General features: G+C 69.8%; 1 protein-coding gene. It reads left to right on the top strand.

The genetic code is table 11. The features are described from left to right. Positions 1-311 precede the first annotated feature (311 nt). On the top strand, positions 312-507 hold a 196-nt coding region (locus ACLJNW_RS23120), incomplete at its 3' end, for a 2-thiouracil desulfurase family protein (RefSeq protein WP_410961074.1).

Genomic DNA, 507 nt, shown 5'->3' with positions numbered 1-507 from the left:
GCGCGGGGGCCAGGAAAAACGGTAGAAGCGAGCGGGTCGGGAGCATGACGGGCGGGTCCTTCGCGGTTGCGCGGGAAGCCAGTCTGCTCGGGGCGGCGGAGGTTCGCCATGGGCCGCCCGCAGTTCTATCCTAAGGCTCGGCAAGAAATAGCCCTGGTCCCCGCCATACGGGCGCTGGAGCGCTACCGCGAGGCCTAACTCCGGTTGGGTCGAGGGCGGGTTTCCCCGGTGCTTCCCGGCTACTGTTACCGGGCGTGACCATCGGTGAGCGGCAGGCTACTCTGTGTGCCTGTCAAAGGGGTGGAGCATCCATGCAGAAGGTTCTGGTCAGCCGTTGCCTGCTGGGCCACCTGGTGCGCTACGACGGTGGCAGCCATGGCCCGTTCGACCTGCTCTCGCGCTGGCATGCGCAGGGGCGGATCGTCGCCCTTTGCCCGGAGGTCGCCGGCGGCCTGCCGACGCCCCGCCCGCCAGCGGAGATCCCCGGCGGCCAGGGCGGCGAAGTGC

Origin of the sequence: Salmonella sp. SAL4457 (assembly GCF_046548235.1) — a bacterium.
GTDB lineage: Bacteria > Pseudomonadota > Gammaproteobacteria > Enterobacterales > Enterobacteriaceae > Salmonella > Salmonella enterica.
This window is presented reverse-complemented; position numbering and strand designations above follow the sequence as displayed.